Origin of the sequence: Halomonas rhizosphaerae, assembly GCF_030012485.1 — a bacterium.
In the GTDB taxonomy this organism is placed as follows: Bacteria; Pseudomonadota; Gammaproteobacteria; order Pseudomonadales; family Halomonadaceae; genus Halomonas; species Halomonas rhizosphaerae.
In genome coordinates, this window is record NZ_JASCQQ010000027.1 from 307,765 (window position 1) to 323,742 (window position 15,978).

16 protein-coding genes are annotated in these 15,978 nt (G+C 68.3%); 10 read left to right on the plus strand and 6 right to left on the minus strand.

Annotated elements, in window-relative coordinates; genetic code table 11:
• The first annotated feature begins 82 nt into the window (after positions 1-82).
• The 3 genes from QLQ86_RS12770 to QLQ86_RS12780 are packed head-to-tail and all read left to right on the plus strand — an operon-like array spanning position 83 to position 2,872.
• Positions 83-898, plus strand: coding sequence for an alpha/beta fold hydrolase (locus QLQ86_RS12770; RefSeq protein ID WP_282817195.1), 816 nt, complete (start codon positions 83-85; stop codon positions 896-898).
• Complete coding sequence (locus tag QLQ86_RS12775) at positions 895-1,752, plus strand: alpha/beta fold hydrolase (RefSeq protein WP_282817196.1); 858 nt, start codon at positions 895-897, stop codon at positions 1,750-1,752. Before QLQ86_RS12770 ends, QLQ86_RS12775 begins: the two co-directional genes overlap by 4 nt.
• A gap of 28 nt (positions 1,753-1,780) precedes the next feature.
• Entirely contained in the window at positions 1,781-2,872 is a 1,092-nt protein-coding gene (locus tag QLQ86_RS12780) for a patatin-like phospholipase family protein (RefSeq protein WP_282734739.1), read from the plus strand.
• A 6-nt stretch (positions 2,873-2,878) separates the two neighbouring features.
• On the opposite strand, the gene QLQ86_RS12785 is transcribed toward QLQ86_RS12780, so the two are convergent.
• On the minus strand, positions 2,879-3,457 hold the full coding sequence (locus QLQ86_RS12785) for a Smr/MutS family protein (RefSeq protein WP_282734738.1): 579 nt from the start codon (positions 3,455-3,457) through the stop codon (positions 2,879-2,881).
• A 119-nt stretch (positions 3,458-3,576) separates the two neighbouring features.
• Between QLQ86_RS12785 and prmB the strand changes: the two genes are divergently transcribed.
• The 5 genes from prmB (at position 3,577) to phaC (ending at position 8,738) form a co-directional block, all read left to right on the plus strand.
• Complete coding sequence (gene prmB, locus QLQ86_RS12790; protein ID WP_282734737.1) at positions 3,577-4,533, plus strand: 50S ribosomal protein L3 N(5)-glutamine methyltransferase; 957 nt, start codon at positions 3,577-3,579, stop codon at positions 4,531-4,533.
• A 30-nt stretch (positions 4,534-4,563) separates the two neighbouring features.
• A complete protein-coding gene (gene aroC / locus QLQ86_RS12795) occupies positions 4,564-5,649 on the plus strand; it encodes a chorismate synthase (RefSeq protein WP_282734736.1) in 1,086 nt (361 codons plus the stop codon).
• Positions 5,650-5,706: 57 nt separating this feature from the next.
• A complete protein-coding gene (locus tag QLQ86_RS12800; protein ID WP_282734735.1) occupies positions 5,707-6,159 on the plus strand; it encodes a DUF6489 family protein in 453 nt (150 codons plus the stop codon).
• A gap of 134 nt (positions 6,160-6,293) precedes the next feature.
• A complete protein-coding gene (locus tag QLQ86_RS12805) occupies positions 6,294-6,737 on the plus strand; it encodes a phasin family protein (protein ID WP_282734734.1) in 444 nt (147 codons plus the stop codon).
• A gap of 177 nt (positions 6,738-6,914) precedes the next feature.
• Positions 6,915-8,738 (plus strand): class I poly(R)-hydroxyalkanoic acid synthase, encoded by a 1,824-nt coding sequence (gene phaC / locus QLQ86_RS12810; protein WP_282817197.1) that lies wholly within the window; start codon positions 6,915-6,917, stop codon positions 8,736-8,738.
• A 187-nt stretch (positions 8,739-8,925) separates the two neighbouring features.
• Here the strand turns inward: phaC and lnt are convergent, their stop codons facing one another.
• From lnt to miaB, 5 genes are all read right to left on the minus strand, one after another.
• Positions 8,926-10,395, minus strand: coding sequence for an apolipoprotein N-acyltransferase (lnt, locus tag QLQ86_RS12815; RefSeq protein WP_282817198.1), 1,470 nt, complete (start codon positions 10,393-10,395; stop codon positions 8,926-8,928).
• A 28-nt stretch (positions 10,396-10,423) separates the two neighbouring features.
• Positions 10,424-11,293, minus strand: a complete 870-nt coding sequence (locus tag QLQ86_RS12820) for an HlyC/CorC family transporter (RefSeq protein ID WP_282734731.1) — start codon at positions 11,291-11,293, stop codon at positions 10,424-10,426.
• The gene (ybeY, locus tag QLQ86_RS12825) at positions 11,290-11,793 is read right to left on the minus strand and encodes an rRNA maturation RNase YbeY (protein ID WP_282734730.1); all 504 of its coding nucleotides are present in this window, start codon (positions 11,791-11,793) and stop codon (positions 11,290-11,292) included. Before ybeY ends, QLQ86_RS12820 begins: the two co-directional genes overlap by 4 nt.
• Positions 11,790-12,887: a PhoH family protein gene (locus tag QLQ86_RS12830; RefSeq protein WP_282734729.1), complete on the minus strand. Its 1,098-nt coding sequence runs from the start codon at positions 12,885-12,887 to the stop codon at positions 11,790-11,792. Before QLQ86_RS12830 ends, ybeY begins: the two co-directional genes overlap by 4 nt.
• Before the next feature lie 73 nt (positions 12,888-12,960).
• Positions 12,961-14,304: a tRNA (N6-isopentenyl adenosine(37)-C2)-methylthiotransferase MiaB gene (miaB, locus tag QLQ86_RS12835; RefSeq protein WP_282817199.1), complete on the minus strand. Its 1,344-nt coding sequence runs from the start codon at positions 14,302-14,304 to the stop codon at positions 12,961-12,963.
• A gap of 452 nt (positions 14,305-14,756) precedes the next feature.
• Here miaB and QLQ86_RS12840 point away from each other — a divergent pair, with 452 nt between their 5' ends.
• Positions 14,757-15,326 (plus strand): TIGR04211 family SH3 domain-containing protein, encoded by a 570-nt coding sequence (locus tag QLQ86_RS12840; protein WP_282734755.1) that lies wholly within the window; start codon positions 14,757-14,759, stop codon positions 15,324-15,326.
• A gap of 22 nt (positions 15,327-15,348) precedes the next feature.
• Complete coding sequence (locus tag QLQ86_RS12845) at positions 15,349-15,975, plus strand: class I SAM-dependent methyltransferase (protein WP_282734727.1); 627 nt, start codon at positions 15,349-15,351, stop codon at positions 15,973-15,975.
• Positions 15,976-15,978: the final 3 nt, after the last annotated feature.

The following is a 15,978-nucleotide window of genomic DNA, read 5'->3' on the forward strand; positions in this document are numbered from 1 at the left end:
CGACTTGGCGGATCATGGTAATCCCGTTAGCCTGCTATCGCCAGAAGGGTGCCGGCCGGGCGCCCGCCAGCAGGAAGAGTCCATGAGCAGATCCGACCACGCCTCGCGCATTCCCCTCGTCTTTGCCCACGCCAACGGCTTCCCGGGGCAGAGCTACCGCAGCTTCCTGGCGCCGCTGGCCGAGCGGTTCGACGTGCACCCGCTGGATCGGCTGGGCCATCATCCCGACTTCCCCGTCGGGCATAACTGGCTGGCCCTGCGCGACGAGCTGCTCGAGCACCTGGCCCGCCTCCCGGGCCCGGTGGTCGGCGTGGGCCACTCCATGGGCGGCGTGCTGATGGCCATGGCCGCCGAGCGCGCGCCCGAGAGGTTCCGCTGCGTGGTGATGCTCGACCCGCCGCTGATGCTGGGCCTGGAGGCCTGGGTCATGAAGGCGGCCAAGCGCCTGGGCCTGGCCGACCGGGTGACCCCCGCGGGCAGGAGCCTGGGCCGTCGCGACAGCTGGCCCGACCGCCAGGCGATGTTCCACTACCTGCGCCGGCGGGGATTCTTCCGGCGCTTCACCGAGGCCGCCCTGCACGACTACGTGGACGGCGGTACACGGGAGCTGGACGACGGTCGCGTGGTGCTGCTCTACGACCCCGACATCGAGGTGCAGGTCTTCCGCCACCTGCCGGACCACCTGGGTGATCTCCCCGGCCGGGTCAGGGTGCCCCTGGGGGTGCTGGCCGGTGCCGAGTCCGACCTGCTCACTCCGCGTCGACGTCGCCGTCTGGCACGGCGGGGCGTGAGCGTGGCCCAGGTCCCGGGCGGACACATGTTCCCCATGGAGTTCCCCGACCAGACCCGCTCGGCCCTGCTGGCCCTGCTCGACGACCTGCTGGAGTCGCCGGCATGAGCGAGCCCCGCTCCCTGAGACTGGCAGGCGGCCGCCTGGCGGCGCTGGCCTGGGGCGATGATCAGGCCCCCACCTGGCTGGCGCTGCACGGCTGGCTGGACAATGCCGCCAGCTTTTCACGCCTCGCCCCCCGGTTGGTCGCAGACCTCGGCATCCGGGTGGTGGCCATCGACTTTGCCGGCCATGGCCTGTCCTACCACCGTCGTGGCGACTATGCACTGTGGGACTACTGCCACGACCTCCTCGATGCCTGTGACCACCTGGGCCTCGCGCGGGTGCCCTTGCTGGCCCACTCCATGGGGGCCGGGGTGGCCTGCCTGACGGCCGCCGCCCTGCCGGAGCGCGTCGAGACGCTGGTGCTGCTCGACGGCCTGGGGGCGCTGACCACCGAGGCCGGCGAGGCACCTGGCCAGCTGCGCAAGGGCCTGCTCGCCGATCGGCGCCCCCTCTCGACGGGGCCGCGCTATCCTGATAATGAGACCGCCGTGGCGGCACGGGTGGCCGGCGGGGCGACGCCCATCGATGCGGAGACGGCGCGCCCGCTGGTGTCACGCAACCTCGAATCGTTGCCCGGTGGTCACGTGCAGTTGCGCACCGATGCCCGCCTGCTGCGCCCGTCCCTGGTGCGGCTCTCTCCCGAGCAGGTGGGGGCCATGCTGGCAGCGATCCGTTGCCCGGTGCTGCTGGTGGAGGGGGAAACCGGCATCCTGGGAGAGCGGGCGCGGGCACGCCAGGCCCGGGCGGCGGTGGCGAGGCTGACGCGCCGCGTGCTGCCGGGAGGGCATCACCTGCACCTGGAGCCGTCGGCCGCAGCAGGGGTGGTGGAGGCCATCGTCGAGTGGCACGAGAGCTGATCCTGGGAGCCGAGAAGGGGGGCGCATCATGAGCCAGCAGCGGGAAGCCGACAACACAGGGCGCAAGAGCGTGGCACTGGTGCTCGGCAGCGGGGGCGCCCGTGGCTATGCCCACATCGGGGTCATCGAGGAGCTCGAGGCGCGAGGCTATCGGGTGGTGGCGATCTCCGGCTGCTCCATGGGCGCCCTGGTGGGCGGCGTCTACGCGGCAGGGGAGCTGGCCGCCTACCGCGACTGGGTCTGCCGGCTGGACTACTTCGATGTGCTCAGGCTGGTCGATGTCACCTGGAGCCCCATGGGGGCCATGCGGGCCAACAAGGTGATGGGCAAGCTCGAGAGCCTGATCGGCGATACCCGCATCGAGGACCTGGAGATCCCCGTGACCACCGTGGCCACCGACCTGACCCGTCAGCGCGAGGTGTGGTTCCAGAGCGGCTCGCTGCTCGAGGCGATCCGCGCCTCGATCGCCGTGCCCGGGGTGATCACGCCGGTGCATCGCGGCGACCAGGTGCTGGTGGATGGCGGGCTGCTCAACCCGCTGCCGATCATCCCCACGGTGTCGGCCCAGGCGGACTGTGTGCTGGCAGTCAATGCCACGGCGCATAGCCCGCGCCCGGTGACCCTGGAGGAGTTGCTGCCCCCCGAGGAGGTCGCCGAGGAGCAGGCGCGCGAGAAGTCTCGGGAAGCCGGTGGCGTCGACTTTGCCAGCTGGATCGACGGGGTCCGCGGGGCTACCCGTCGGCTGTTCGATGGCTTCGGCAATACCAACGCCACTACCAGTACCAATGGCGGCAGGAGCGAGGTGGACGAGGCCCTGGAGCGCGGCCGTCGCGAGTGGGGACGCCTGGACATGGTGCTGGCCTCCTTCGACATCACTCAGGCGGCCCTGGCCAAGTACAAGGTAGCGGGCTATCCGCCGGATGTGCTCATCGAGGTACCCAAGACGGTCTGTGGTGCCTATGAGTTCCACCGCGCCGAGGCGTTGATCAGTCTCGGCAGGCACCTGGCCGTGGAGGCGCTGGACCGCTTCGAGGGACGTGCCCATCCCGGCTGGGGAAGCCCGTCCATCGTCGTGGAAACGCCGACCAGGGAAGGCCAGGAAGGGGAGGGGGTGTCCTGAACGGTGTCAGGCCTGACTGCCGCGCCGCCTGAGCAGCACGTAGACCGCCCCCGTGCCGCCGTCGATCGCGGTCGCCGAGCAGAAGGCCAGCACGCTCGGCCACTCCCGCAGCCAGGCATTCACGTGGCTCTTGATCACCGGATAGTCGCTGGTGGTGCCCCAGGCCTTGCCGTGGACGACCAGCACGCAGCGCCGGTGGCGGCTCGCGGCGTCGCGCAGGAAGGCCTCCAGTTCCTGCCGGGCCTCCTCGAGGGTATGGCCATGCAGGTCGAGCCCGGCCTCCCAGCCGATGCGCCCGCGCTTGAGCTGCTGGCGGGTGCGCCAGGGCAGGTCGGGCAGCGCGAAGTCGAGGAACTCGGAGGGTCGCACCGGCTCCACCCGGCCATCCGAGGTGCGACCGGCCGCGGCGAGGTCGTCAGGGGCCGAGGTCGCCGCGGCCCGTCGCTCGGCCGCGGCGGGATCCCCCCGGCGCCGGCGCCCGGGATCGGCCCGGTTGCTGGCGATCGGGCGCACGCCGGCCTCTTTCAGGGCCTGGCGAAAGGCACTGATCTCGTCCTCGTCCGAGGGATGGCGGTCTCGACTCATGGGGCATTCGGCTTGTGACGCAAAGCGCCAGTATACCGCCCCTGCCGTGGCTGTGAACCGCGGGCCCGGTTACAATCGGCTCTCGTCCCGACCCGAACCCTCCGACTCCAGGATGCCCCGTGGCTGAATCTCTCCCTGATGCGTCTTCCTCCACCCTCGTGCTCAGCGACGAGGCCCTCGCCGATGGCCTGGTCACCCTGCGCGACTGCCTGCGCTGGGCCGCCAGCGAGTTCCACCTGGCGAGCCTCTTCTACGGCCACGGCACCGATTCCGCCTGGGACGAGGCCGTGGCGCTGACGCTGGGCGCCCTGCACCTGCCCTGGAACGTCGACCCGGCGGTGCTCGAGGCGCGGCTGCTGCCCATGGAGCGTGCCCGCATCGTGTCGCTGGTTCGCGCCCGCATCGAGACCCGCCGCCCGCTGCCCTACCTGTTGGGCGAGGCCTTCTTCGCCGGTGTCCCCTTCAGCGTCGACGAGCGGGTGCTGATTCCCCGCTCGCCCATCGCCGAGCTGATCGAGCATGGCTTCGCCGCCTGGTTCCCCGTCGAGCCGCCGAGGCGCGTGCTCGACCTCTGCGCCGGATCGGGCTGCATTGGCATCGCCACGGCGCTGCACCTGCCCGGCTGCGAGGTCGACCTGGCCGACATCAGCCCCGACGCCCTGGCCGTGGCCCGTATCAACATCACCCGCCACGAGGTGGGCGAGCGGGTTCGTGCCGTGGCGTCCGACCTCTTCGCGGGGCTCGCCGGCCAGCGCTATGACCTGATCGTCTGCAACCCGCCCTATGTGGACACCCGCGACCTGACCACCATGCCCGCCGAGTTCCGCCACGAGCCGGCATTGGCGCTGGGCGCGGGGGCCGACGGGCTGGATATCGTGCGCCGCATCCTGCGCGAGGCTCGCGAGTACCTCACCGACGCGGGCGTATTGATCGTCGAGGTCGGCAACTCCGACCATCACCTGGAGGCTGCCTTCCCCGAGGTGCCCTTCCTGTGGCTCGAATTCGAACGCGGTGGCCAGGGGGTGTTTGCCCTGACCGCTGCAGAACTCGACGCCCATGCGGCGTCCTTCGCCTGATTTCCATCTCCCGACCCAGGAGGAGCGCCCATGTCCGGCAACACCTTCGGCAAGCTGTTCACCGTCACCACCTTCGGCGAGAGCCACGGGCCTGCGCTGGGGGCCATCGTCGACGGCTGCCCGCCGGGACTGCCGCTCACCGAGGCGGACCTGCAGCGCGACCTGGATCGCCGTCGCCCCGGCAGTTCCCGCCACACCACCCAGCGGCGTGAGCCCGACCGGGTACAGATCCTCTCCGGCGTCTTCGAGGGGGTGACCACCGGCACGACCATCGGCCTGATGATCGAGAACACCGACCAGCGCTCCAAGGACTACTCGAAGATCAAGGACCAGTTCCGCCCGGCCCACGCCGACTACAGCTACCACCACAAGTACGGTATCCGCGACTACCGCGGCGGCGGGCGCTCCAGTGCCCGGGAGACCGCCATGCGAGTGGCGGCCGGGGCCATCGCCAAGAAGTATCTTGCCGCGCAGGGGATCTCCGTCCGCGGTTACATGAGCCAGCTCGGCCCGATTGCCATCGACTTCAAGCAGTGGGACGCGGTGGACGAGAACCCCTTCTTCTGCCCCGACCCCGATCGCGTGGCGGAGCTCGAGGCCTACATGGACCAGCTGCGCCGTGACCAGGACTCGGTGGGGGCAAGGATCAGCGTGGTGGCAGAGGGCGTGCCGCCGGGGCTTGGCGAGCCGGTGTTCGATCGCCTGGACGCCGAACTGGCCCACGGCCTGATGAGCATCAACGCGGTGAAGGGCGTGGAGATCGGCGACGGGTTCGCCGCCGTGGCAAGCCGCGGCAGCGAGCATCGCGACGAGATGACCCCCGAGGGCTTCCTTTCCAACCATGCCGGCGGGGTGCTCGGCGGCATCTCCAGCGGTCAGGCGATCATCGCCCATCTGGCGCTCAAGCCTACCTCCAGCATCACCACGCCGGGGCGCAGCATCGACGTCCATGGCCACCCGGTCGAGGTGGTTACCAGGGGGCGCCACGACCCCTGCGTGGGCATCCGTGCCACGCCCATCGCCGAGGCGATGATGGCGCTGACGCTTATGGACCACCTGCTGCGTCACCGCGGCCAGAATGCCGAGGTCCAGGTGTCGACGCCCCGATTGCGCTGAGCCGCGCTATCCGGCATGGCTGCTACACTTCAGTGGACCATCCACAAGAGTGACGCCATGAAGATCAACGTCGAGTTCGACCTGACCCCCGAGGAGTTTCGCCGGGCGCTGGGCCTGCCGGACGTGGAGGCCTTCCAGAAGGACCTGCTGAATCGGATCTACAAGCAGATGGAGTCGGGTACGGAAGGGTATGACCCGATGAGCCTGATGCAACCCTTCCTGCAGCAGCCCGGCTTGTCCCAGAACCTCTCCCAGGGGCTCTCCCAGGGCCTGTCCAGCTTCGGCAACTACCAGCAGATGATGCTCGACATGCTGACCAAGGCCGCCAGTTCCGCGAGCAGCGGCGGCGGGACAGCGAGCGGAGACCAGAAGGGAGGCCAGAAGACGGACGCGGGGGAGTCCGGGAGTTCGGGTAAGTCGTCCGGTGGCTCAGCCGGGAAGTCCAGCGCGGGCAGCACCTCCCGCAAGTCCACGGCCAGTGCCCGCTCCCGCAGCAAGCGCGAGAGTTGACGGCGGAAGCCGACGGGGCGCATTCGACCTTCGCGGGGGGCGCCATTAATACGGTTGCAACACAGCTGGTGGCAGACTAGGCTTTGTGCAGTGCAGCAAGCCGTTCGTTATCGATCCTCCAGGAGGAGTTCGACATGCAAGACCAAGACAAGATGATCAACGCATTCAACGAGCAGACCCGTCAGTTCTTCGAACCGATGCGCAAGCTCAACTCCCTGATGCTGAACAACATGGAGAAGATGACCCAGTATCAGATGGAGTCCATGAAGCGCTACAGCCAGATGGGCACCGAGCGCATGCGAGACGCCGGCGAAGTGACCGACGCCGAGAGCATGCGCGACTTCGGCACCCGCCAGGCCGAGATGATGAACGAGCTCTCCAAGCAGATGCTCGAGGATGCCAAGGCGATGAGCGAGATGAGCCTGGAGTTCAAGGCCGAGCTCGAGAAGCTCTATGCCGAGTCGGGCAAGCAGCTCGCCGAGCAGGCCGAGAAGGCGGGCCAGGCCGCCAAGGGCGAGGCACCGAAATCGGATGAGCCCGCCAAGGCGACCAGCCAGTCCTCGTCGCGCAAGCGCTGATAACAGGATAAGCTAGCCGTGCCTGTCCGGTGCCCGGATCCCGGGTGCCGGACCTTGCCGTGGTTGGCCAAGCCTTGCCCGTCGCAAGGTGATGCGGTAACAGACTACAAGGCCTTAGGCCGGTGTCAGTGTCCGGCCGTCAGCAACACCGGCCTTGATGAATAACAGGAGGGGTCAATGCAGTCAGGGGTGCAAGCACCGACACAGGCCGAGCTCGAGGCGTGGAATGCCCAGCTCGCCGTGATCGGCGAGGAATACAAGGCCTTGATGCAGGATCTGCTGGCACGCATGGTGCCCAGCGATGCCGCGGAATCGGTCCATGAAGACATGCGCCAGTGCTTTCAGGCCGGTGCCCAGTCGCTGATGCAGAACCCGCCCCTGCTGTGGCAGACCCAGTCCCGGCTGCTCCAGGACCAGTTCCAGCTGTGGCAGCAGTCGCTGCGCAGCCTCGCCGGCGAGGAGGTCGAGCCGCTGATCACCCCGGACAAGGGCGACCGCCGCTTCCGGGACGATGCCTGGCGCGATGATCCCTACTACCTGGCGATCATGCAGCAGTACCTACTGTTCTCGCGCATGGTGGAAGAGCTGATCGAGCGCCTGGATGGCCTCTCGGAGGACCAGAAACGCAACCTCGGGTTCTATGCACGCCAGCTGGTCAATGCCATGGCGCCGACCAACTTCGTCACCACCAACCCCGAGGTGATGCGCAAGACCATGGAGACCCGTGGCCAGAACCTGGTCGAGGGCCTGGCCCGGCTGCGCGAGGACCTGGCCAACTCCGCCGAGGGTCTCAATGTCACCATGACCGATCGCAGCGCCTTCGAAATCGGCGAGAACATCGCCGTCACCCCGGGGGCGGTGGTCTACGAGAACGAGCTGATCCAGCTGATCCAGTACACGCCGGCCACCGAGCAGGTCTACAAGACCCCGCTGCTGGTGGTGCCGCCCTGGATCAACAAGTACTACATCCTCGATCTTCGTCAGGACAACTCCCTGGTGCGCTGGCTGGTGGAGCAGGGCCACACCGTCTTCCTGATCTCCTGGCGCAACCCCGGCCCCGACCAGCGTGACCTGACCTGGGCCGACTACATGCAGATGGGCCCCATCGCCGCCATGGGGGCCATCGAGCAGGCCACCGGCGAGAAGTCGGTCAACCTGATGAGCTATTGCATCGGCGGGACCCTCGCCGCCTCGACCGTGGCCTACCTGACCAGCACCCGGCGTGGCCGCAAGGTCAAGTCGGTGACCTACATGGCGACCCTGCAGGATTTCCGCGATCCGGGCGAGATCGGTGTCTTCCTCTCCGAGCCGGTTCTCGAGGGCATCGAGGCCAAGCTCGAGCGGGATGGCTACCTCGACGGCCGGGTCATGGCCTACTCCTTCAACCTGCTGCGCGAGAACGACCTCTTCTGGTCCTTCTACATCAATAACTACCTGAAGGGCGATGCACCCGCCCCCTTCGACCTGCTCTACTGGAACACCGACGGCACCAACCTGCCGGCCGGGACCCACGCCTGGTACCTGCGGCACATGTACCTGGAGAACCGTCTGGTCCAGCCGGGTGGCATCGAGCTCGACGGGGTCAAGATCGACCTGCGCAAGATCTCCACGCCGAGCTACTTCATCTCCACCCGGGAAGACCACATCGCCAAGTGGAACAGCACCTACTACGGCGCCCTGCTGCCCAAGGGGCCGGTCAAGTTCGTGCTGGGTGGCTCCGGCCATATCGCCGGGATCGTCAATCCGCCCAGCAAGAACAAGTATGGCTACTGGACCAACGACGAGCTGCCGGGCACCGCCGAGGAGTGGCTGGAGGGCGCCGAGCCCCATGAGGGCTCCTGGTGGCCCCACTGGCAGGCGTGGATCACCGAGAACGGCTATGTGGACACCGAGAAGCTGGTGCCGGCGCGACAGCCCGGTGACGGCGAGCTCGATATCCTCGAGCCGGCCCCGGGGCGCTATGTGCGCATGACCATCCCCGAGGTGCTGGGCGAGAAGTAAGCGCCGAGCTACAAGCGCCGAGCTACAAGCGCCGAGCTACAAGCGCCGAGCTACAAGCGAACCCCGAGGCCATGACCTCGGGGTTCGCTTTTTTCGGGAGCAGCACACACTGATGGCTGCTTGGCTGCTTGGCTGCTTGGCTGCTTGGCTGCTTGGCTGCTTGGCTGCTTGGCTGCTATTTTGGCTGCTATTGGCTCGGCGCTCGGCGCTGAATCCCCGGCAGCACCAGCAGGGCCGCCAGCAGCCAGGCTGGCCAGCTGCCCGTGCGGGTAAAGGGCGTGAGGCCTTGCATGGGCGTGACCTCGCCCTCGAGGACGGTGGCCTCGAACTGCGGGGCCCGGGCCGTGACCCTGCCCTGCGGGTCGATGAGGGCAGTCACGCCGTTGCTGGTGGCACGCACCACCGGGCGGCCGTTCTCCAGGGCCCTCAGGCGGGCCATCTGCAGGTGCTGCAGCGGCCCGATGGAGCGCCCGAACCAGGTGTCGTTGGAGACGGTGAGCAGGACCCCGGCATCGCGGGCTCGCGAGGCCACCAGGTCGGCATAGATGATCTCGTAGCAGATGGCGTTGCCGATGGTCAGCTCGCCGGCGCGGATCGGCGCCTGGTTGGCCGGTCCCGGGGCCATGGTCGGCGCCGGCAGGTCGAAGAAGGCGATGGCCCCGCGCAGCAGGCTCTCCAGCGGCAGGTACTCGCCGAACGGCACCAGGTGGGCCTTGCGATACTCGCCCTCCACGTCGCCCCGACCGACGACGCTGTTGTAGTAGCGGCCCTCGTCGTCACGCTGCAGGATGCCGGTGAGCAGGTCGGTGTCCCTCGGCAGGCCGGCCCGGGCCCGGTCGAGGTGGGGGGCGGCCTGGTCCTCGAACATGGGCAGGGCGGCCTCGGGCCAGATCACCAGGTCGACGTCCGTCTCCAGTTCGCGGGTCATCGAGAGATAGGTGTCGACCGCGCGGCGCTGCCCCTCGGGGGTCCACTTGATCAGCTGGGGGAGGTTGCCCTGGAGCAGGGCGACGCGCACCGGCTCGCCGGCGGGGGAGGTCCACTGGGCGGGCAGGGCCAGCGGCACCAGCCACAGCGCGGCGAGCGGCGCGGCGGCCCAGGCGCGGCGGCGAAGGAGCTCGACGCCGAGGCTGCCGGTGAGGGCGGTGATCAGCGTCAGCAGGTAGACGCCGCCCACCGGGGCCCAGGGGGCCAGCGGAGAATCGACCTGGGCGCTGCCCAGCAGCAGCCAGGGGAAGCCGGTGAACAGCCAGGTGCGCAGCCACTCGCCCAGTACCCAGGCGCCCGCGAAGCTCAGCGCGGCGAGGCGCGGCCCGCACAGCCGCCGGTAGAGCCAGAGGGTGAGGGCGAAGAACAGCGCCAGGCCGGCGACGAACAGCGCGGTGAGCAAGAGCGCCAGGGGCACGCCGGTGTAGCCGTAGTCATGGATCGAGACGTAGACCCAGGAGGCCCCGGAGCCGAACAGGCCCAGCCCGTAGCACCAGCCGCGAAGCGCCGCCTGGGCGGGCGTCAACGCATGCAGTCCCAGGTAGACCAGACCGGCGGCCACCGGGCCCAGCCACCAGAGCGCGAAGGGAGCGGCACTGAGGGTGGTCAGGCCGCCGGCGAGCAGGGCCGCCAGGCAGCCCAGTGCCGGGGTCAGTCGGGCGTCAGCCATGGTGTCCATCCGTGGTCATGGGGCCGCGTCACTCCTCGGCGCTCTCCTCGCAGGGTTCGGCCTCGAGCAGGCGGATGCGGCGGTTGTCGGCGTTGAGTACCGTGAAGCGCCAGCCACCGATCTCGGTGTGTTCGCCGCGTCCCGGCAGGTGCCCGAAGCGCTGCATCACCAGGCCGCCGAGGGTGTCGAACTCGTCGTCCGAGAAGCGGGTGCCGAAGCGGTCGTTGAAGTCCTCGATGGTGGTCAGGGCGCGAATCGCATAGCGCTCGTCCCCCAGCTCGCGGATATCGATCTCCTCGTCGATGTCGTGCTCGTCCTCGATCTCGCCGACGATCTCCTCGAGGATGTCCTCGATGGTGACGATGCCCGCCGTGCCGCCATACTCGTCCACCACCACCGCCATGTGGTTGCGGGTGTCCTGGAACTCCTTGAGCAGGCTGTTGAGGCGCTTCGACTCGGGCACGAACATGGCCGGTCGCAGCACCTCGTCGAGCTGGAAGGGCATGCCGTTCCCCTGGCCGCCACGCAGCAGCGGGAGCAGGTCCTTGGCCAGCAGGATGCCCTTGACCTCGTCGAGGTTCTCGCCAATCACCGGATAGCGGGAGTGGCCGGTCTCGAGTATTACCGGCAGGTATTCCTCGAGGGGCTGGTCGAGGGCGATGGCGGTGATCTGGGAGCGAGGGATGAGGACCTCGCGCACCTGCTGGTCGCTGATGTTCAGGGCGCCCTCGATGATCATCATGGCGTCCTGGTCGAGCTTGAGGCGGGAACCTGCCTGGCGCAGGAACTCCAGCAGTTCGTCGCGAGAGCTGGGTTCATCGCTGTCGCTGGACAGGGCACTGAACAGCTTGTCGAGCCAGGACTTGCTGCCCTGACTGCTCGATCGGTCTTCGCTCATGCGTCGGCTCTCTCGTCCTCGGTATCGGAATCGTGATTCGACGGCGCATAGGGGTCGGCGATCCCCAGCGACGCGAGTATCTCACGCTCGAGGGCCTCCATGGCCTCGGCCTCGGTCTCCTCCAGGTGGTCATGACCCAGCAGGTGCAGGGTGCCGTGGACCACCATGTGAGCGTAGTGAGCGCGCAGCGACTTGTCCTGCTCCGCGGCCTCGCGGACCACCACCGGGTGGCAGACCACCAGGTCACCGAGCAGCCCCAGATCGACCCCGGGCGGGTTCTCGAAAGGGAAGGAGAGCACGTTGGTGGGCCTGTCCCTGCCGCGGTAGTCGCGATTGAGGGCCCGACTCTCGGCGTCATCGACGAAGCGGATGGTGAGCTCGTGGCGTGGCTCATCGGCATGACGGGCCAGCACCACGGCCACCCAGGCCTCGAGCTCGGCCTGTGACGGCAGGCCGTCGACCTCGAGCGCGACCTGGCGGTCGATGAGCAGGGCGCTCATGAGTCGACGGGCCCCTGGTCGTCGTGGCGCTGCTTGTCCTGCCGGGCGCGCTCCAGGCGTTCCTGCCGCAGGGACTCGCGCTCCTCGCGCTGGGCGCGCTCGGAGGCTTCCTGCTCGGCCTCGAAGTGGTCATAGGCCTCGATGATGCGCTGTACCAGCGGGTGGCGCACCACGTCCTTGGCGGCGAAGTGGGTCACGCCGATGCCGGGGGTCCCCTTGAGTACCTCGAGCACCTGGATCAGCCCCGAGGTCTGGCCGCGGGGCAGGTCGACCTGGGTGACGTCGCCGGTGATCACCGCGGTGGAGCCGAAGCCGATGCGGGTCAGGAACATCTTCATCTGCTCGCGGGTGGTGTTCTGGCTCTCGTCGAGGATGATGAAGGCGTTGTTGAGGGTGCGCCCGCGCATGTAGGCCAGCGGGGCGATCTCGATCACCTGGCGCTCGATCAGCTTGGCCACCTGCTCGAAGCCGATCATCTCGTAGAGGGCGTCGTAGAGCGGGCGCAGGTAGGGGTCGATCTTCTGGGCCAGGTCCCCGGGCAGGAAGCCGAGCTTCTCGCCGGCCTCCACGGCCGGGCGAACCAGCAGGATGCGGCGCACTTCTTGCTGGTTGAGCGCCTCCACCGCCGCCGCCACGGCCAGGTAGGTCTTGCCGGTACCCGCCGGGCCGATGCCGAAGTTGATGTCGTGGGCGCGAATGCTCTGCACGTAGCCCTGCTGGTTGAGGCCGCGGGGCTTGATCAGCGTACGCGGAGTACGCAGCAGCACCTCGTCCTCCGGCTCGCCACCTTCCTCCTCGTCCAGCGCTTCCAGGCCCGACTCCTGCAGGAAGAGGTGCACGGTGTCCGGCTCCAGGTCGCTGGCCTCGGTCTCGCGATAGAGGTGTTCCAGCACGTTGGCGGCCGCCTTGACGCGATGGGTCGGTCCGGCGAGCTGGAAGATGTTACCGCGGTTGCGCAGGGTGATGCCGAGCCGCGACTCGACCAGCTTGAGATGTTCGTCCCGCTGGCCGCAGAGGTTGGCCAGGCGCCGGGGGTCGTTGGGCTCGAGGTTCAGGGTGACGATGCGATTGGCCGTGGAAGATGGCTGGCTCAAGGCAGGGGGATCCGTTTAAGGGAATGTGGGGGTCAGCTTACTGCCCCGGCCTTGGCCGGGGCAATCGTGGCACTCAGAAGCGAGCAGGGGAGGCCAGCTCGCCGCGCAGCGAGTTGGGCAGCGCCTCGCTGATCTCCACGTCGACGAAGTAGCCGATCAGCTCGAAGGGGTTGGCGGCACGGAAGTTGACCACGCGGTTGTTCTCGGTGCGCCCGGAGAGCTGCCCCGGGTCCTTCGGCGAGAAGCCGGTGACCAGGATGCGCTGGGTGGTGCCCACCATGCGCCGGCTGATCTGCATCGCCTGCTGGTTGATGCGCTCCTGGAGGATCGCCAGGCGCTGCTTCTTGATGCCTTGCGGGGTGTCGTCCTCGAGGCTGGCTGCCGGCGTGCCGGGGCGTGCCGAGTAGACGAAGCTGAAGGAGTGGTCGAAGCCGATGCGGTGGATCAGGTCCATGGTGGCCTCGAAGTCCGCCTCGGTTTCGCCGGGGAAGCCGATGATGAAGTCCGAGGAGAAGCTGATGTCCGGGCGCAGTGCGCGGATGCGCTCCATCTTCTCGACGTACTCCTCGATGGTGTGGCCGCGCTTCATGGCGGCGAGCACGCGATCCGACCCGGCCTGCACCGGGAGGTGCAGGTGGCTGACCAGCTCGGGGATCTCCCCGTAGGCCTCGATCAGGCTGTCGGAGAACTCCACGGGATGGGAAGTGGTGAAGCGGATCCGGTCGATGCCCTCCACCGCCGCCACGCAGCTGATCAGCTCGGCCAGGTCGATCTCGTCGCCCAGCTGGTTCTCGCCGCGGTAGGCATTGACGTTCTGCCCCAGCAAGTTGATCTCGCGCACGCCCTGGTCGGCCAGGTGGATCACCTCCTCCATCACTGCCTCGAAGGGGCGCGAGACCTCCTCGCCGCGGGTATAGGGCACCACGCAGAAGGTGCAGTACTTGGAGCAGCCCTCCATCACCGAGACGAAGGCGGTGGCGCCGTCGGAACTCGGCTTGGGCAGGTGGTCGAACTTCTCGATCTCGGGAAAGGTGACGTCGACCACCGAGATCTGGTCGTTGCGCCGCGAGTCGAGCATGGACGGCACGCGATGCAGGGTCTGGGGCCCGAACACCATGTCGACATGGGGCGCGCGCTTGCGCAGCGCCTCGCCCTCCTGGCTGGCCACGCAGCCCCCGACGCCGATCACCAGGTCGGGGTTGGCCTCCTTGAGCTTCTTCCAGCGCCCCAGCTGGTGGAACACCTTTTCCTGGGCCTTCTCGCGAATGGAGCAGGTGTTGAGCAGGATGACGTCGGCATCGCGCTCGTCGTCGGTGAGCTCGAGCTGATGGGATTCGCCGAGCAGATCCGCCATGCGCGCGGAGTCGTACTCGTTCATCTGGCAGCCATGCGTCTTGATGAAGAGTTTCTTCGCCATAAGAATAGGTCGCGGCATCTGGCGCGACGGTGCACCGGTGGATGGACGTTGGCAGATGGCCGAATGGCCACCCGGACAAGACCCCATATTATACGCGGCGGCCGCCATCGGGGCCAGCTGACGGCCGGCGCGACTGTGGTACCCTGTGCGCCTTCAAGGGGCGGGCACGGGTGCGTGCCCTGGTCAGAAAGTGACCGGCAGCGGCAAGGGGCGGTTGGCATGCCGGCTGCGGGTGGCTTTCCAGCGGTTTTCCCGATGGTTGTCCACAGTCGCTGTGGGTAACCCGATACCACGAACAGCATCGCCGCCGCGGCCGGCAGGGACGTCCGCAGGTGGTGCGCCCTACGCGACAGAGCCGCGACACGCGAGCCTTGGACAGCCAGGATAACGGCATGACGATACATAGACTCAAGATTCTGACACTGGGCGTGGCGCTCGCGACGCTCCCCCCCATGTTGCATGCCCAGGAGGCGGCCGACGGCACCGCCTGGGTGTCGGATGAGCTCACCACCTATGTGCGCAGTGGCCCGACCGACGGCTATCGGATCGTCGGCACCCTGACCGCCGGCGAGCCGGTGACGGTCCTCGAGACCAGCGGCGACTACAGCCGGGTGGAGGACGCCGATGGCGACGACGTCTGGGTGCTCAGCAGCGAGCTGCAGGAGGACCCCAGCGCCCAGCAGCAACTGCCCGCGCTGGAAGCCCGGGTGGAGGAGCTGACCGACGAGCTTTCCGGCATCAACGACACCTGGGAGAGCCGTACCGCGTCGATGACCGAGACCCTCGAGGTCCGCGAGCGGCGCATCGCCGAGCTCGAGGCGCACAACTCGGCGCTCGAGGGGGAGACCGAGCAGTCGCGCTCCACCATCCGCGAGCTCCAGGCCCGCCTGGATACCCAGGAGGAAGACCTGCTGATGCGCTACTTCATGTACGGTGGCGGGGTCGCCGGGGCCGGCCTGCTGGTGGGGCTGATCGTGCCCCACCTGCCGCGTCGTCGCCGCAAGCGAGATCGCTGGTTCTGATGCCGGGCCGGCAGGGGGAGTGATGGCCAACGAATGGCTGGAGCGCTGGCGCGAGGGGCGCATCGGTTTCCACCGTGACCGGCCTCATCCGCTACTGGTCCGCTACTGGCCCGGCCTGGGGGTGCGGGCCGGCACCAAGGTGCTGGTGCCGTTGTGCGGCAAGAGCCTGGACATGCGCTGGCTGGCGCGCCATGACCATCCGGTGCTGGGCATCGAGCTGGCCGGGCAGGCCATCGAGGCGTTCGTCGCCGAGGGCGTGGGGGAGGTGACCCGCTACCGTCAGGCCGGTTTCGACATCTGTCGCCAGGGCAGCGTGGAGCTCTGGAGCGGCGACTTCTTCCACTTCCATATCGAACAGGCGGCGGAGATCGGGGCCTTCTACGACCGCGCCGCCTTGATCGCCCTGCCGGCGGCCACCCGCCAGCGCTACGCCTTCCACCTGGCCCAGCTGATCCCCCCCGGTGCTCGAGGGCTGCTGATCAGCCTGACGCGTGGCCCGGGGGGGCCACCATTCAGCGTGTCCGCCGAGGAAGTGCGCGAGCTGTTCGAGCCCAACTTCCGCATCACCCACCTGGAGGACGGCGAGCCGGAGCCCAACGGCTTTCGCGAGAGTGCCTGGGCGCTGGAGCGCCGGGGCCCGCTGACCTGAGGC